The organism is Polaromonas sp. (genome assembly GCF_029945925.1).
Classification (GTDB): domain Bacteria; phylum Pseudomonadota; class Gammaproteobacteria; order Burkholderiales; family Burkholderiaceae_C; genus Polaromonas.
Genome location: NZ_JAQSDN010000015.1, coordinates 18,677 through 34,606 on the forward strand (window position 1 = coordinate 18,677; position 15,930 = coordinate 34,606).

A 15,930-nucleotide genomic window follows, 5' to 3' on the forward strand; every position below is an offset into this window, starting at 1 on the left:
TCAGCCCGAACGGTGTGATGTCATGCATGATGAAAACATCAATAATGTTTCAACTCATGCCGTTGCGGCTGGCCAGCTCGACAAACAGGCCCGAGTGGTCCAGCTCGCCGAGGCCGTGGCTGATGCCGTCGGCGTAGAGATGCTCGAACAGTGTGGTGACCGGCGCCTCGAAGCCGATTTCTTCTGCAGTGGCCAGCGCATTGCGCATGTCCTTGAGCTGGATCGCCAGCCGGGCACGGGAGGTGAAGTCGCGCTCGACCATGCGCTGGCCGTGGACCTGCAGGATGCGGCTGTCGGCAAAACCGCCGGTGATGGCTTCCCTGACCTTGGCCATGTCGGCGCCGCCCTTGGTGGCAAACAGCAGGGCCTCGGCCACGGCGCCTATCGTGATGCCGACGATCATCTGGTTGGCCAGCTTGGTCAGCTGGCCCGCCCCATGGGACCCCACGTGGGTGGCGCGCCCGAAAACCTGGAGCACCGGCAGGGCGCGCTCAAAATCCGCCGCCTTGCCGCCCACCATGATTACCAGCGTGCCGCTTTCGGCGCCGCCCGTGCCGCCGGAGACCGGCGCGTCGAGGTGGGCGACACCGAGTGCGCCCAGGCGTGCGGCATGGTCGCGTGCCTCGCGCGGCTTGATCGAGGCCATGTCGATGAACAGGGCGCCCGGTTTCATCGCGGCAGCGACGCCCTGCGCGAACAGGACGTCTTCGACCACGGCGCCGTTTTCCAGCATGCCGACGACGATGTCGGCCCCTGAAACCGCGGCGTTGGCCTGTGCATGAACGGTCGCACCCAGCGCCGTCAGTGAAGCGGCCTTGGCCGGCGTGCGGTTCCACACCTGCAGGGCATGGCCGGCCTCACACAGGCGCCTGGCCATGGGCAGGCCCATGCTGCCGGTGCCCAGAAAGGCGATGCGGGGGATGACTGTGCTGCTGATACTCATGGCATGTTCCGGGCTGTGGGGTGGCCACCATCATGCGGCACACGGCGGAAAAAAGGCTGTCAGGCAGCTTTCTTCATGGCTGGGGAGAACATGGTTTCCATCTCGCTGCGCACCTTGTACGCCGGGGTGGAGGTGTCCATGGCCACGTCGGCCCAACTCAGGCTCTGGCCTTTTTTGACGGCACGCACGACCTTGACGTTGTGCGCCAGGCCCAGTGGCAGGCCACCCATCTTCACCGAGGTGTCGGCCGGCAACAGCTTGCCCCAGACGGTGTAGCCGCCTTCGCCGTCCAGCATGTCGCCGGGCCTCAAGTCGCGTTTGGCCGTGGCCACCACGTCGGCATTCCAGCAGGTTGCGACGCCGGTGGGTTCGCCGCGCAGCGCGACGTTGGCCACCGACACGCCGACTTCCAGCCCGATCAGGTGCCAGCGCTTGTACAGCGTGAAGTAGCGCCCGCTCGGGTCGGTGTGCGCGTTGTACTCTTCAAAGCAGTTCTTGATGTAGTCGGTCTCGGCTTCGACCGTGACCCAGACGCCCATGCGGATGTCGTAGGGAATCTTGCGGCCATTGGCTTCCAGCGAGGAGATCACTTCCACCATGCCCTTGCGCTCGAGTACGCCGCCTTCGGACACCGGACGGGTGACGAAGGGAATGTCCTCGACACTGGCCGGCGGATAGAGCAGGCCGTTGCTGGGCACTGTCAGACCGGTGGCGTTGGCCACGGCGGTCGATTCGATCGAGGGCTTGGAGGCATCGAGAAAGCTGTTGAACATCTTGGGGTTGAGGCCGCCGCGTGCGGCCTGCTCGGGCGTGAGGCCGTAGTTGGCCCAGACCGTCTCCGGTGTCGATTCGCAGAAGTGCGGCAGCCATTTGTGGCCGCGGCCTGCCGCCACGACGGGAAAGCCGCAGGTGCGTGCCCAGTCCACCAGGTCGCAGATCAGCGCCGGCTGGTCGCCGAAAGCCAGCGAATACACGACGCCGGCCTCGGCCGCCTTGCGCGCCAGCAGCGGGCCGCAAAAGGCGTCGGCTTCCACGGTGACGTTGACCACATGTTTGCCGTGCGCAAACGCCTGCAGGCAATGTTCGACCGCGGCGACCGGGTTGCCGGTGCATTCCACGATGATGTCGATTTGCGGATGTGTGACCACCGCTTTCCAGTCGTCGGTGATCCAGGTTGCTCCTGTTTTGATAGCTTCTTGCGCAGAAGGTGCCTGGGTCAGGGCCGGATTCCACCCTACACGTGCGAGGTTGGTGCGGGCGGCGTCGGGTGACAGGTCGGCAATCGCCACCAGATGCACGCCGGGCGTGCGCGGAATTTGCGCCAGGTACATGGAGCCGAACTTGCCGGCGCCTATGAGGCCGATGCGGATGGGATTGTTGTCGGATGCGCGTTGCTGGAGTTTTGTATAGAGGTTCATTGGGATTCCGTTCGTGACGCCGTTCGCACTGAGCTTGTCGAAGTGTGTCCCCAGGGTGGGGGCTCGACAGGCTCAGCCCGAACGGAAAAAGGAGAGGTGTGTTCAGGCCGCCTTGCGCTCCGGCACAATTTCTTCCATCGAAGTCTGCAGCGCGGTCGCCGGCACGCCGTCTTTCCACGGCAGGTCCACCGGGTAATCCTTCAGCAGGCAGTCGTCCGGCAGGCATTCGATGGGCGTGAAGTCGCGGTGCGCGATGTATTCCGGGCGCTTGTGGCGGCGGATGTGGTTGCTGACCGCGCACAGGCTCAGGTAGACACTGACGCGGTTGAAGGGTGACAGGTTGCTGCCCGAGGCGTGCACCAGGCAGGAGTGGAACAAAATCATCGAACCGGCCGGGCCCTTGGGGCTGACGATGCCGCCCTGTTTGCCGCCGGCGCGCTGCACCAGCTGGCGGATCAAATCGTTGTCCACCGTCCACAGCGGGTAGCTGGTGGTGGTCAGGTCGTGTCTGGCATCGACCACGCCTTTTTTGTGGCTGCCGGGAATGAACATCAGCGGGCCGTTGTGCTCGGTCACGTCGTCGAGAAAAATCGCCACGTTCATCGCGCGTTCGGTCGGCATCAGGTCATCGTTGAGCCAGGTGCCGTAGTCCTGGTGCCACTGCCAGACGTCGCCTTCAAAAGCCATCTTGCCGTTGATCTTGAACTGGTGCATGTAGAGCTTTTCACCGAGCAGGTCTTCCACCGGTTCGATCATGCGCGGGTGCCGGCCGAGTTTGGCAAAAGGCTCGCTGTACATGTGGGCCGCGAAGTTGGTGCGCACGGCGTCCTTGCCTTTTTCGCGCACGTTGTAGTCCTCGCGCCGGCTGTAGAGCTCGGGCACAGCGTCGTTGAGCGCCTGCGTTTCCTCCGGCGTGAACAGGCCGGGAAAAAACAGGTAACCGTCACGGTCGAATTGGGCGAGTTGTTCGGCGGTCAGGTTCATGGGTATTTCCTTGGGGGGTGTCAGGCGGTGGTTCTCAGGCGGGCAGGGCGGTGGAAGGCGGCATCGGGTGCAGGGTGCTGGACAGCAGCTTCGCCAGGTTGTGGCTGGCGTCTTCGCCGTGCTGGCGGATCAGGTGTTCGGCGGTGGCCTCATCGCCGGCGCCTATGGCCTGGGCGATGGCTTCGTGTTCGTCCCAGATCGATTCGCGCATGGTAGACAGCTGCAGCACCGCGCCCATGGCACGGCGGATGTGGTGCCAGTGCAGTTGCGCGCTCTGGGTAATCAGGGGGTTGCCGGAGGCCGCATAAATCGCGCCGTGAAATTCGGCGTCGGCGGCCATCATGGCCTTGACATCATGGCTGCGTGCGGCGGCGCGCCCCTGGCTGATCAGCGCCGGGGCGATCTGGAAACGGGTGCGGGCGGCCAGCCGGGCGGCCAGTGCATCCAGCGCGCTGCGCACCTGGTACACCTGCATGAGCCAACCCACGTCCAGCGGTGCGACCAGCACGCCGCGGCCGGGGGCATCGAGCACAAAACCGTCTTTTTTCAGTAGCCGCAAGGCCTGCAGCACCGGCTGGCGCGACACGGCCAGTTGCTCGGCAATGTCCTCCTGCGTGATGCGGGCGCCCGGCGCCAGCGAGCCCTCGCTGATCGCGTCGAGCAGGCTTCGGTAGACCTGGTCCACCAGGTCGGGGCTGGATTCGATTTTGATGAGCTGGGATGCCATGGTGTTAACTCTGTATACAGAATACGATGATCGACGATCAAACTGAAGCGGGTTTACCCGAGGGCCTGGCGGGCGCGTCCGACTGTGCCAAGATAACGGGCGGAACAAGTTCTTTATGCCGATCCTTCAGGAGCCCCCATGACCCGACCCGATCCCGCCTGGCTGGACCGCATGTACAACAACCGCGCCCTGGTGCCCGAACACGCGGCGCATTTCGCCCGCTGGGCCCAGACGTCCGTGCAGGCGCGCAGCAGCCAGCCCTGTACGCTGGACCTCGCTTACGGCGCGAGCCCCGGCGAGAAACTCGATGTGTTTCCTGCGGCCCGCCCCGCGCCGGGCGGCGCGCCGGTGGTGGTGTTTGTGCATGGCGGCTACTGGCGCTCGCTCGACAAGTCCGAACACTCGTTTGTGGCACCGGCGTTCACGGCGGCGGGTGCCTGTGTGGTGGTTCCCAACTACGACCTGTGCCCGGCGGTGACGATTCCCGGGATCACGCTGCAAATGGTCCGGGCGCTGGCCTGGACTTACCGCCATGTCGCCGGTTTTGGCGGCGACCCGAAACGCATCACGGTGATCGGGCATTCGGCGGGCGGCCACCTCGCGGCCATGCTGCTGGCTTGCCTCTGGCCTGTCCATGCAAAGGACCTGCCGGCCGATCTGGTGAAAAACGCGTTGTCGATTTCGGGCCTGTATGAACTCGAGTCCGTCATGCACACGCCTTTCCTGAAAGACGCGCTGCAACTCACGCCCGCGCAAGTCGCGCAGGCCAGCCCGGCCTGGCTGCCGGCACCGAAAAAAGGCGTGCTCTACAGTGTGGCCGGCGCCGATGAAAGCGAGGAATTTTTGCGCCACAACGCGCTGATCGAGAAGGCCTGGGGGCCGCGCGTGGTGCCGGTGCGCGAAGCCCTGCTGGGCCTGAACCACTTCAGCATCGTCGAGGCGCTGGTGCAGCCCGGCCACCGGCTGCACCAGCTGGCGCTGCAGCTGCTGGCGGCGACCGCCGCCTGAAGGCTCACATCAGCAGGTGCTCGCCTGCGTTGTCACCGCCCAGGATGACGTAGTTGACCTTGCGGATGTCCATCAGCCGGGTGCCGCCTGAATAACTGATGGCGCTCTGCACGTCTTCCTCCATCTCGCGCAGCGTGTCGGCCAAAGAGCCCTTGACCGGCTCGAGGATGCGTTTTCCCTCGACGTGTTTGTACTCGCCCTTGTTGAAGTCCGAGGCGCTGCCGTAATACTCCTTGAAGAGCCGGCCATCGACCTCGACGGTTTTGCCGGGGCTTTCTTCCAGGCCGGCCAGCATGGAACCGATCATCACCATGGTGGCGCCGAAACGGATGGACTTGGCGATGTCGCCGTGTTCGCGGATGCCGCCGTCGGCAATGATGGGTTTGGTCGCCACGCGCGCGCACCACTTGAGCGCCGACAGCTGCCAGCCGCCGGTGCCAAAACCGGTTTTCATCTTGGTGATGCAGACCTTGCCGGGGCCGATGCCGACCTTGGTGGCGTCCGCGCCCCAGTTCTCCAGGTCAATCACCGCTTCGGGCGTGGCCACGTTCCCGGCAATCACAAACGATGCGGGCAGCTTTTCTTTCAGATAAGCCACCATGCGCTGCACCGTGTCGGCGTGGCCATGGGCGATGTCGATGGTGATGTAGTCGGGCGCCAGGCCCTCGGCCACCAGCTGGTTCACCGTGTCGTAGTCGGCTTGTTTGACGCCCAGCGAGATCGATGCGTAAAGGCCCCGCGCCGCCATGCTTCTGACAAACGCGAGGTTGTCCAGGTCGAAGCGGTGCATCACGTAGAAATAGCCGTTTTTCGCCATCCACACGCTGATCGATTCGTCGATCACCGTCTTCATGTTGGCCGGCACCACCGGGATGCGAAAGCGCCGGTTGCCCAGCGTGACGCCGGCGTCGCATTCGGAGCGGCTTTCCACGCGGCATTTGCGCGGCAGCAGCAGGACGTTGTCGTAGTCGAAGATTTCCATGGATTCCAGGCTCCTGAATTAAAAACAGAAGGCACTTGGATTGGACCGGCTTGCCCGCAAGGTCTGCGGAAACAAAAAACCGGGCGCAATTGCTTGGGCCCGGTGATTGATTCTAGGCGCTTGTCCGGGGGGCGAGGCGTTGCAGCGGCGTATAGCCCTTATATGCCCAGGCAGATGGCTTTATTTGACGGCGCAGCGTGATTGCGCCGCCGCGACGATGCGCCCACTGGCATCCTGCACCCAGCCGATGACCCTCAGCCGGTCGGTGTTCGTGCCCGCCGGGACATCCATGGAGCGCGACTCAATGAATCGAAAATGCTCCTGTTTTGATAGCTGATTGCGCCCATCCCACTGGGTCTGGAGCAGGTTTCGCACAAGATTGCGCGGCACCGGCGAACCTTCGGTGCCGACCGGGAGTGTTTCCACCAGTGCCAGCCAGCCGGTCCAGGGCTGGCCGGCGGCCCTGTTTGCCGTCCCCCTGAACGCGATGGACGCGCCGATGTAGCTGGAAACCGGCAGGCCGTGCGCCACACGCAGCGCGCCCGCTCGGCCTTGCACCGGTGTCCTGAGGGTCAGGCTGCCTGCCGGCGGCGCCGTGGCCAGCGCCTGCAGCCGCTTGAGTGCATCACGCGTGGCCACCGCAGACAGCGGGGCGTCCTCACCCTGGCCGCCGGGCAGGACCCAGTCCAGCGCCACCGCAGCGCGGGCGGCGGGCGGGGTGGCCGGGTCGGTCCAGCAGGTGGCGCAGTCGGCATTGATGAAACGCTCCACCAGGACCGCCGGGCGCTGCTGGCCGTCGCTGGCGCAAAACGACTGCGCCACGGCAGGCTGGGCCAGGCCTGCGGCCAGCAGAAGGGCCGATAAAACGGTTACTCGGGTGGCAAGGGGATCTGGCATCGGAGGCTTTCTACAATGGGGAGATGTTTTCAGAAGTCGTCCCAAGCTCCCCACTCTTGCAGAATCTTAATCCGGAGCAACTCGCAGCCGTGACGCTGCCCAACACACACGCGCTGATCCTGGCCGGCGCCGGTTCCGGCAAGACGCGTGTGCTGACCACCCGCATCGCCTGGCTGCTGCAGACCGGCCAGGTGTCGCCCGGCGGCATCCTGGCCGTGACCTTCACCAACAAGGCGGCCAAGGAGATGCTGACGCGCCTGTCGGCCATGCTGCCGGTCAATGTGCGCGGCATGTGGATAGGCACCTTCCACGGCCTGTGCAACCGCTTCCTGCGCGCGCACTACAAGCTGGCGAATCTGCCCTCGACTTTCCAGATCCTGGACACGCAGGACCAGCTCTCGGCGATCAAGCGCCTGTGCAAGCAGTTCAACATCGACGACGAACGTTTTCCGCCCAAGCAGCTGATGTGGTTCATCGCCGGCTGCAAGGAAGACGGGCAGCGCGCCAAGGATGTGGTGGTGCGCGACGAGGAGACGCGCAAGAAGGCCGAGATCTACGCGCTCTATGAAGAGCAGTGCCAGCGCGAAGGCGTGGTCGATTTCGGCGAGCTGATGCTGCGCAGCTACGAGTTGCTGCGCGACAACGCGCCGGTGCGCGAGCACTATCAGCGGCGTTTCCGGCACATCCTGATCGACGAGTTCCAGGACACCAACAAGCTGCAGTACGCCTGGATCAAGATGCTGGCCGGCCAGGGCGACGATGCCGCCCCCGGTGCCATGCCGGGCGGCTCGGTGATCGCGGTCGGTGACGACGACCAGAGCATTTACGCCTTTCGCGGCGCACGCGTCGGCAACATGGCCGACTTCGTGCGCGAGTTCCATGTGCAGCACCAGATCAAGCTGGAGCGCAATTACCGCAGCTTCGGCAACATCCTCGATTCGGCCAACGAGCTGATCAGCCACAACAGCAAGCGCCTCGGAAAAAACCTGCGCACCGAGGCCGGCCCCGGCGAACCGGTGCGCGTTTTTGAAGCCACGTCCGACTTTGCCGAAGCGCAGTGGTTTGTTGATGAGGTGCGTGAGCTGGTGCGGGGCGGCATGGCACGCAAGGAGATTGCGCTGCTCTACCGCAGCAATGCGCAAAGCCGGGTCATGGAAACCGCGCTGTTCAACAACGGCATTCCCTACCGCGTCTACGGCGGCCTGCGCTTTTTCGAGCGCGCCGAGATCAAACACGCGCTGGCCTATTTGCGTCTGATCGAGAACCCGAACGACGACACCAGCTTCATGCGTGTGGTCAACTTCCCGCCGCGCGGCATTGGCGCCCGCAGCATCGAGCAGTTGCAGGACATCGCACGCAGCTCCGGCTGCTCGCTGCATGACGCGGTCAGCGCCGTGCCCGGCAAGGCCGGTGCCAACCTCGGGGCCTTTGTCGCCAAACTCGACGTGTTGCGTGAACAGACGCCGGGGCTGAGCCTGCGCGAAATCATTGAGCTGGTGCTGCAGCACAGCGGGCTCGAAGAGCATTACAAGCTCGAGAAAGAAGGCCAGGACCGGCTGGAGAATCTGGGCGAGCTGGTCAACGCCGCCGAGTCCTTCGTCAGCATGGAAGGTTTCGGGCGCGATGCGGTGGCCTTGCCGGTTGATGAACTCGGTGTGCCCTTGTCGCAGTCGCCGGCCAGCCAGGGTCTCGATCCCTCGGCACCGCTGGGTGACGAGCCGCTGCCGGAACTGCTGGCGCCCGACCAGGAAACCGGTGAGACCCTGTCGCCACTGGCTGCCTTCCTGACGCATGCCGCGCTGGAGTCGGGCGACAACCAGGCGCAGGCCGGCCAGGATGCGGTGCAGCTGATGACCGTGCATTCCTCCAAGGGCCTGGAGTTCGACTGCGTGTTCATCTCCGGCCTGGAAGACGGCATCTTCCCGCATGAAAATTCCCTGAGCGACGCCGGCGGCATTGAAGAAGAGCGCCGTCTGATGTACGTGGCCATCACGCGCGCCCGCCAGCGCCTGTACCTGAGCCATTCGCAGACCCGCATGCTGCACGGCCAGACCCGCTACAACCTGAAAAGCCGTTTCTTCGACGAGCTGCCGGAGGCGGCGCTCAAATGGATCACGCCGAAAAACCAGGGCTTTTCGTCGGCCTACGGCGGCGGCAGCGGCGCCTGGGGTGCTACGAATTCAGGAGCTGGTGGCGTCCGTGGTGATTGGGCCAAGGCCGCTTTTGCTTCAAAAAATCAGGGCGGGGACCGGTTTCCCAACCCGGCGGTGCCGGTGCAGCGCGATGCGCCGGCGCACGGGCTGAAAAACGGCATGAACGTGTTTCACAACAAGTTCGGTGAAGGCAAGGTCATGATGCTCGAAGGCAGCGGCGACGATGCCCGGGCGCAGATCAACTTCACGCGGCATGGCGTGAAGTGGCTGGCCCTGAGCGTCGCCAAGCTGACCCCGGTGGAGTGAATAGCCCCCACGGTCGTTCACTTCGTGTAACTCCCGCACCTTGCAGGCCGCCGCTCGCCAGAGGCTTCGCTTCTGATGCCTGTCCAAACCTGCTCAAGCAGGTTCGGAGCCGCAGGCACCAGCCCCAAAGGGGGCCGCTGCGCCTGCGGGCTGGCAAAGCCAGACCCGCGGCCCCGGCTTGTATGGGAGAGCTCTCAGAGCTACCCTATCGCAGCAGCTTGCCGTCGCGGCCGATCACGGTCACTTCGACAAACTTCGAGCCGACGCGGTTTTCCGGCGAGAAGCTCACCTTGAAACCGCCGGCGTCGTAGCTGTTCATTTTTTCGAGCTGGCTCATGATTTTGGCGCGGGTCGGGTCGGCGCCACTGCGGCGGATGGCTTCGACCAGGATCTTGGCTGCGATGAAGGACTCCATGCTGGCGTAGGAAACCACCTTGCCGGGCTGGTATTTGGCCATCAGGGTCTGGAATTCGCGCGCCACTGGTGCCAGCGTGGAGTAGGGGTAGGGCATGACCTGGGAGATGCCGATGCCGCGCGCGTTGTCCTCGCCGGCGTTTTTCAGCAGTTCCTTGAAGTTCACCACCGAGATGCTGAACAGTCTGGCCTTGCTGCCCTGGGCGCGCATCTTCTTGATGAAGGCTGCCGAAGCCCGGTTGACCGAGACCATGATGATGGCGTCGGGGTTGGCCGGGGCGATGGCGGCCACGGCGGCATCGACTTCCTCCGGTTTGGTGCGGTCGTAACCGCCCTTGGCTACCACCGACATGCCCAGTTTCTGCAGCGCTGTTTCCGCGCCGGCCAGTCCGCTTTTGCCGAACGGGTCGTCCTGGTACATCACGGCAAAGCGGCGCAGGCCGATGGTGTGCAGGTGTTCCACCATGCGCGCGGTTTCGTCGGTATAGCTGGCGCGGATGTGGAAGATGTGCGGATTCATCGGCTCGCGCAGGTCCTGCGCGCCGGTGTAGGGCGCCAGCAGCGCGATGCCGGCGTCTTCGAGCACCTTGTTTTTGTTCAGCGCGAGCACGTTGCCGGTGCCGACAAAACCGAACAGCGCCAGCGGCTTGTCCTCGGCCAGCAGCTGCCGCGTCAGGGCCAGGGTCTGGTCCGGCTTGTAGCTGTCGTCCTTGAGCACGACGCGGATCTTGCGGCCGTAGATGCCGCCGTTGTCGTTGACCCAGGCGAAATAGGCCGCTCCGCCGGCCACGTATTCGTTGCCGGTTCCGGCAATGGTGCCGGTCAGCGGCGCCACCTGCCCGATCACCAGGTCCTCCCGGCCCGGTGCGGCACGGGCCGAAAGCACGGTGGCGGCCAGGCTCAGCGCCAGCGCCAGGACATGAATTTTCTTGCTCGACATGTGAAGTTCTCCTCGTTGCTGTTATGTTTTCATGGTTCTGCACTGCGGAACATAGAGATTGCAATGCTGAAGGATTGTGTGACCCCAATGTCCGGGCGACGTTATGGAATTCCCGCATTCCATTGGTAATTTAGTCTCTCAAGTGACATGGCCTGATAAAATTCCCACATTCCGCATTGCAGAACAATATGAAAAAAGTACTCACTTCAGAATATGCCGCTTCGGCCAAACCCGCTGCCGGGAACGTGAAGGAAGACCGGCATTTTGTGACCGCGCTGGCGCGCGGACTCGACGTGCTCAGTGCCTTCCGTTCGCGTGACCGCACCCTGGGCAACCAGGAACTGGCGCGCCGCTGCGGCCTGCCCAAGTCCACGATTTCACGATTGACCTACACGCTGACCAAACAGGGCTACCTCGAGCATGCCCAGGACGGCAGCGGCAATCCGGGCTACCGGCTCGGCAGCGCGGTGCTGGCGCTGGGCAGCGCCATGCTGGCCCGCATGGACATGCGCCAACTGGCGCGGCCGATGATGCAGGAGCTGGCCGACAGTTCGCAGGCCATGGTCTCGCTGGGCATACGCGACCGCCTGAGCATGATTTATGTCGAGAACTGCCGCAGCGAATCGGCCCTCACGCTGAGCCTGGACGTCGGTTCACGCATTCCGCTGGCCAGCACGGCGATGGGGCGTGCCTACCTGGCCGGCTGCAGCGACAGCGAGCGCAGTGCGCTGATGGAACGCATCCGGGGCCAGGACGAGAAAAACTGGCCGCAGACCCGGGACGCGCTGGAACTGGCCCTGGCGCACTACCGCGAGCACGGCTGCTGCGCCTCGTTCGGCGAGTGGCAGAAAGACGTCAATGCCATCGCCGCGGCTTTCCGGCCGGGGAGCGGGCGTTCGGTGATGGTGGTCAATTGCGGCGGGCCCGGTTTCAAGCTCTCGCCGCAATTCCTGATGAGCGAGGTGCGGCCGCAACTGGTGGCGCTGGTGCGCCGGCTGCAGAATGCTTCCGGCGATGCCTGGTGAGGCTGGCTGGCAGCAGCGCCGGGCCGGTGGCTCAGGGGCTCCGGCTCAGTAGGTTATCTGGCCGCGGCCGTCCTTGACGCCTTTTCGGCCGGCGATCTGCCAGGCTGTGCGCTGATCCACCAGGCGGGCCAGAAATTCCAGCTCTTCGTCGGTGTGGTTCAGCGCCTGGGCGGGCGACAGGTAGCGCCCGTTGCGGGGTTCGGCATCGGCCCAGAACGACTGGTGGTATTGCGCCTGGGACACCTGCTTGTCGTTGCCCGCGTCCAGGTCCACCGTGCCATAACAATTGCAGAAATAGTTGCGGTTGCCCTGGGCGGCAAAAATCTCGGCATACACACCGGTGCCGCGTATGCCGGCGGTCAGGGTCGGCATGACGATGGCGCGGTTCACGCCCTTGCCCCAGACACTGGCCACGGCCCCGGTCAGCAGGCGCAGCAGGCTGACCGCATGGAGCGTCGTGCCGCGTTCCACCGACAGCCGCGAGTTCTGGCGCACCTGGAAGGCCGAGTTGCCGATCGCAAACACGAGGTTGGCGCCCGGTCCGGTCTGGATCTCGTCGCCGGTCTGAATCGTGTGCTCCGGGCTCAGGCGGCTGCCGTTGAGGGTGGCGTCGCCGGTCAGTTGCACGATGTTGCTGCGCTGCTGCGCCATCGCGGCCGGCAGGCCCCCCATGGCCACCCAGGCCGCGGCGGCCTTGAGCGCGTCACGCCTCTGGAACCACAAGATTTCCTTTTCTTGCCGGCCCTGCAACAGGTGCTGTGTCATGGCGTGTCTCCTGGGGTGGGGTTGTTGTCGTTGTTGACCGGGCTGTCGGGCGGGGTGGCATCAAAACTGTCGCGGAAGGTGAAATACAGCGAGCTTGAAAACATCGCGGCCATCAGCAGGGCGGCCGGCATGACCAGCGCGGCCGCGGCCTCGGGGCTGGCCAGCAGGCCGGCCAGCAGGCTCACCGCCAGGCCAATGAGCATCAGCACCACCATCCAGGTGAGGCCGAAGAGCGCGTAGGCGCCGGCGTTCCTGAAACACACGACGGCACTGAAAAACAGGCTTTTGACCGGCGACACGCCATGCCAGTGCACCAGCGCGGGCGCATGCCAGAAAAGAATCGAGATCGGCAGGTAGAGCGCCATGATCACCAGCATCGCCCCTTGCATTTCGGGCGCCAGCGCGCTTTCGCGGCTGACCGGCACATCGAAAAAAAGCGGCACCACGGACACGATCAGCAGGCAGGCGGCCGCATACAGAAAACCCAGCACCATCATGGCGCGGGCGCGTTGCTGGCCGGCGCGGAAGGCGCTGACAAGAATGGCGGGCATCGGAAAACGGCCCTTGGTGGCCTCCAGCGTCGCGGCCATCAGGCCCAGGGTGGCCGCCGGCACGATGGCCAGCGCCAGCACCACGCCAACGAAGGGAATCAGCGACGCCAGCGTGGCCGCCGCCATGTACATGAAAAACAGGCCGGCCAGCGCCAGCGGCTGCTTGAAGAAGGTTTGTATGCCGAGTTTGACCCATGTGATGCCAGTACGTGCGGGAACGATGTTAAGTTTCATTGCGTGAGTTGCATGTTGGGGTTCAAGCCTGTCCAGGCTCAATCAAAAAGGCTAAAAAAGGCTGACTCGGTGAACAATTTAACGCGGACCGTCCAGTTTGCTGCAAAAAAGCAGGCCCTGCGGCTGCTTTTTCGGGCCGGCCGCCTCCGGCCTGGTCGCGGCGCAACAGGTTCAGGCCGGCGGGCTGCAAGGATGAGCCACGCGCTGGCGCAGCACCCGTTCAAAATGGCCGGGGTCGTGCGGCTGCAACAGCGCGGCTTCGCGCGGCAGGTAAAAGTCCCACAGCCGCGAGATCCAGAAACGCAGGGCGCCGGCGCGCTCCATGGCCGGCAGCAGGCTGCGTTCCGGGGCGTTCAGGGGGCGCACGGCCTGGTAGGCCGCCAGGAAGGCCGCGCTGCGGGCTGTGTCACGTTCACCGGTGGCGAGGTCCACACACCAGTCGTTGAGACTGACGCCGATGTCAAACAGCAGGGCGTCCCAGCCGGCGAAGTAAAAATCAAAAAAGCCGGTCAGGCGCAGGCGGCTGCCTTCGCCGTCGAACATCACGTTGTCGCGAAACAGGTCGGCATGCACCGGACCGCGCGGCAGCGCCTGCCAGGCCGAGGAGGCGGCGACATGGTTCTGGTAGGCCAGTTCGGAGCGGATCAGGCTGCCTTGTTCGGGGCTGAGGTAGGGCAGGATCACCGGCACGGTCTCATTCCACCAGGCCAGGCCGCGCAGGTTGGCCTGCTGGCGGTCGAAGTCCTGCCCCGCCAGGTGCATGCGCGCCAGCATGTCGCCCACCGCCGCGCAGTGGGCAGGTGTGGGCGCCAGTTCGCTGCGGCCGCGCAGGCGGTCCACCACGGCGGCAGGTTTGCCCTTGAGCTTGTGCAGGAGGTCACCGGGCCAGCTGCCGGCGCTGGCCGTCAGCGCGGCGTGCGGTTCAGGCACTGGAATGCCGCGCTGCGCCAGATGCTGCATCAGGTACAGGTAAAACGGCAACTGCTCGAAGCCCAGGCGCTCGAACAGCGTCAGGACGTAGCGGCCCTGGTCGGTGTCGGCGAAATAGTTGGTGTTTTCGATGCCGCCCGAGCAGGGGTCCAGGGTCTTCAACTGCCCCAGACCGAGCGAATGCAAAAGGGGAGCGGCCTCGTCGAACGAGACTTCGGTGTAAACGGCCATGCCTGAAACGGAAACTGAAACTGGAGGAAAAAAACTAGAACTTGAGCACGTTCCAGACACGTTTGCCGGTGCTGCCGGCGCCTGAGGTGGACGGTGCGGTGCCGCCGCCCTTGGTGGCGTCGGAGGGCAGCACCTCGTAGGCCGGCACATTGGCTTTGGGCTGCACGGTGATGCTTTGGGTCTCGCCACCCACGCGCACTTCGTCGATGCGTGAACCGGCGTCTTCCGTGCGGATGCGCTGGATGGCCGGCTCGGGCCGGCTGCTGACGGGGTTGGTGCCGGGCGGCAGTGCTTGCGCAGGTGCCGCTGCCGGGGAAGGCGCCGCCGTCTGGGCCAGCACGGGGGCACAGGCCAGAACAGCCGTGGCGGCGAACAGAAGGGAGCGAAGAGGGTGGTGCATGCCTGCATTGTAGGGGGCCGGCACCCCCGTGGATAGGGACGGCAAAACGGTGACAATCGGGGCCATGAGCACCGACAAAAAAACACTGCTGCTGGTGGATGGCTCCAGCTATCTCTACCGCGCTTTCCATGCGATGCCCGATCTGCGCGCCGACCCCGGCAACCCGCAAAGCCCCGCCACCGGCGCCATTCGCGGCATGGTCAACATGATGCAGAAGCTGCGCAAGGACGTGCGCGCCGACTTTGCCGCCTGCGTGTTCGACGCCAAGGGTCCGACTTTTCGCGATGCGCTGTATCCCGAGTACAAGGCCCAGCGTTCGCCCATGCCCGACGACCTGCGCAGCCAGGTCGAGCCCATCCACGAGGTGGTGCGCCTGCTCGGCTGGAAGGTGCTGGATGTGCCCGGGGTGGAAGCCGACGACGTGATCGGCACGCTGGCCTGCATGGCGTCGCAGCAGGGCATCGAGGTCATCATCTCCAGCGGCGACAAGGACCTGAGCCAGCTGGTCGATGAAAACATCACGGTGATCGACACCATGAACGACCGCCGGCGCGACCTGGCCGGCGTCGAGTCCGAGTTTGGCGTGCCGCCGCGCCTGATGGTGGACTACCAGACCCTGGTCGGCGATGCGGTGGACAACGTGCCGGGCGTGCCCAAGGTCGGCCCCAAGACGGCCGTGAAATGGCTGCTCGAATACGGCTCGCTCGACGCGCTGGTGGCGCGTGCCGGCGAGATCAAGGGTGTGGTCGGCGACAACCTGCGCCAGTCGCTCGACTGGCTGCCCAAGGGGCGCGAGCTGCTGACCATCAAGAAAGACTGCGAACTGCAGGATTACATCGAGGGCCTGCCTGCTATGGAATCCATAGCTGTCGGCGCCCAACAGACGGAGGCTTTGAAGGTTTTTTATGAAAAATACGGCTTCAAGGGTCTGGTCCGCAGCATAGACGCCCAGAATGCCCCGGCCGAGCTGCCGGCCGGGCCCGACACCCACCGCCAGGGCCGCGGGGGGGGGGGGGGGGGGG

At 64.7% G+C, this 15,930-nt stretch carries 15 protein-coding genes; 4 read left to right on the forward strand and 11 right to left on the reverse strand.

All coding sequences use genetic code 11. The annotated features are described in order from the left end of the window. Positions 1-49 precede the first annotated feature (49 nt). From PSV40_RS03990 to PSV40_RS04005, 4 genes are all read right to left on the reverse strand, one after another. On the reverse strand, positions 50-943 hold the full coding sequence (locus tag PSV40_RS03990) for an NAD(P)-dependent oxidoreductase (protein ID WP_300534469.1): 894 nt from the start codon (positions 941-943) through the stop codon (positions 50-52). Between the two features lie 59 nt (positions 944-1,002). After that, the gene (locus tag PSV40_RS03995) at positions 1,003-2,361 is read right to left on the reverse strand and encodes a Gfo/Idh/MocA family oxidoreductase (protein WP_300534471.1); all 1,359 of its coding nucleotides are present in this window, start codon (positions 2,359-2,361) and stop codon (positions 1,003-1,005) included. A 102-nt stretch (positions 2,362-2,463) separates the two neighbouring features. Further along, entirely contained in the window at positions 2,464-3,345 is an 882-nt protein-coding gene (locus PSV40_RS04000) for a phytanoyl-CoA dioxygenase family protein (protein ID WP_300534474.1), read from the reverse strand. Between the two features lie 34 nt (positions 3,346-3,379). Further along, the gene (locus PSV40_RS04005) at positions 3,380-4,072 is read right to left on the reverse strand and encodes a GntR family transcriptional regulator (protein ID WP_300534476.1); all 693 of its coding nucleotides are present in this window, start codon (positions 4,070-4,072) and stop codon (positions 3,380-3,382) included. A 138-nt stretch (positions 4,073-4,210) separates the two neighbouring features. Here PSV40_RS04005 and PSV40_RS04010 point away from each other — a divergent pair, with 138 nt between their 5' ends. After that, the gene (locus PSV40_RS04010) at positions 4,211-5,080 is read left to right on the forward strand and encodes an alpha/beta hydrolase (protein WP_300534478.1); all 870 of its coding nucleotides are present in this window, start codon (positions 4,211-4,213) and stop codon (positions 5,078-5,080) included. A 4-nt stretch (positions 5,081-5,084) separates the two neighbouring features. Here the strand turns inward: PSV40_RS04010 and PSV40_RS04015 are convergent, their stop codons facing one another. Further along, positions 5,085-6,062 carry a GMP reductase gene (locus PSV40_RS04015; RefSeq protein ID WP_300534481.1) on the reverse strand — a complete coding sequence of 326 codons (978 nt, stop codon included), beginning with the start codon at positions 6,060-6,062 and terminating at the stop codon, positions 5,085-5,087. Positions 6,063-6,242: 180 nt separating this feature from the next. Continuing rightward, complete coding sequence (locus PSV40_RS04020) at positions 6,243-6,959, reverse strand: hypothetical protein (RefSeq protein WP_300534482.1); 717 nt, start codon at positions 6,957-6,959, stop codon at positions 6,243-6,245. A gap of 23 nt (positions 6,960-6,982) precedes the next feature. On the opposite strand from PSV40_RS04020, the gene PSV40_RS04025 reads away from it, so the two are divergent. Next, positions 6,983-9,418 carry a UvrD-helicase domain-containing protein gene (locus tag PSV40_RS04025; RefSeq protein ID WP_300534484.1) on the forward strand — a complete coding sequence of 812 codons (2,436 nt, stop codon included), beginning with the start codon at positions 6,983-6,985 and terminating at the stop codon, positions 9,416-9,418. Positions 9,419-9,623: 205 nt separating this feature from the next. Here PSV40_RS04025 and PSV40_RS04030 read toward each other — a convergent pair whose 3' ends face one another. After that, positions 9,624-10,772: an ABC transporter substrate-binding protein gene (locus PSV40_RS04030; protein ID WP_300534486.1), complete on the reverse strand. Its 1,149-nt coding sequence runs from the start codon at positions 10,770-10,772 to the stop codon at positions 9,624-9,626. Between the two features lie 188 nt (positions 10,773-10,960). On the opposite strand from PSV40_RS04030, the gene PSV40_RS04035 reads away from it, so the two are divergent. After that, entirely contained in the window at positions 10,961-11,797 is an 837-nt protein-coding gene (locus PSV40_RS04035; RefSeq protein ID WP_300534489.1) for an IclR family transcriptional regulator, read from the forward strand. Between the two features lie 45 nt (positions 11,798-11,842). Here the strand turns inward: PSV40_RS04035 and PSV40_RS04040 are convergent, their stop codons facing one another. The 4 genes from PSV40_RS04040 to PSV40_RS04055 all read right to left on the reverse strand — a co-directional run bounded on the left by PSV40_RS04040 (position 11,843) and on the right by PSV40_RS04055 (position 14,908). Further along, positions 11,843-12,562, reverse strand: coding sequence for an iron dicitrate transport regulator FecR (locus tag PSV40_RS04040; RefSeq protein ID WP_300534492.1), 720 nt, complete (start codon positions 12,560-12,562; stop codon positions 11,843-11,845). Further along, positions 12,559-13,347: a BPSS1780 family membrane protein gene (locus tag PSV40_RS04045; RefSeq protein ID WP_300534495.1), complete on the reverse strand. Its 789-nt coding sequence runs from the start codon at positions 13,345-13,347 to the stop codon at positions 12,559-12,561. The genes PSV40_RS04040 and PSV40_RS04045 overlap by 4 nt, the downstream gene beginning before the upstream one ends. Before the next feature lie 171 nt (positions 13,348-13,518). Then, positions 13,519-14,508, reverse strand: coding sequence for a homoserine kinase (locus PSV40_RS04050; protein WP_300534497.1), 990 nt, complete (start codon positions 14,506-14,508; stop codon positions 13,519-13,521). 34 nt (positions 14,509-14,542) lie between these two features. Further along, a complete protein-coding gene (locus PSV40_RS04055) occupies positions 14,543-14,908 on the reverse strand; it encodes a hypothetical protein (protein WP_300534499.1) in 366 nt (121 codons plus the stop codon). Between the two features lie 64 nt (positions 14,909-14,972). Between PSV40_RS04055 and PSV40_RS04060 the strand changes: the two genes are divergently transcribed. Beyond that, positions 14,973-15,930: 5'-3' exonuclease H3TH domain-containing protein (locus PSV40_RS04060; protein ID WP_300534500.1), on the forward strand; the 958-nt coding region annotated here is incomplete at its 3' end.